This is a genomic window from Streptomyces sp. BE20, from assembly GCF_036322525.1.
Classification (GTDB): domain Bacteria; phylum Actinomycetota; class Actinomycetes; order Streptomycetales; family Streptomycetaceae; genus Kitasatospora.
The window spans coordinates 1-340 of the sequence record NZ_JAQYWW010000765.1; the positions used below are offsets into that span (position 1 = coordinate 1).

The following is a 340-nucleotide window of genomic DNA, read 5'->3' on the forward strand; positions in this document are numbered from 1 at the left end:
CCGAGGCGGACGTCCTCGCCGCGTTCCCGGACGTGGACGTCGCGGTGGTGAACGGCCTGTCCTCGGTCGTCGTGGCCGTGATGGCATAAGAGATCGACGCCGTCGCGTAGGCTGCGGGCGGGCGGGGTTGGAAGTCCAGCCGTCTGCGGACGCCCAGTCCCCGACCGGGGACCGCTCGTCTGCCGACAGCGTCGCGGCCAGCACCCCCAGCCGCATCGCGAGAACCATCTGGATGATGCGCTCGACACCGGCCGCGGCCTGCGTGTGCCCGATGTTCGACTTCACCGACCCCAGCCACAACGGCTCGCCGCCGTCCCGGTCCTGCCCGTACGTCGCCAGC

Annotated in this window: 1 pseudogene; it reads right to left on the reverse strand. The window is 71.8% G+C overall.

Features of this window, described 5'->3' with window-relative positions:
* A pseudogene (locus tag PUR61_RS16545) lies at nt 1-339 on the reverse strand (polyketide synthase); the annotation flags it as partial.
* Between the last annotated feature and the right edge of the window lies 1 nt (nt 340).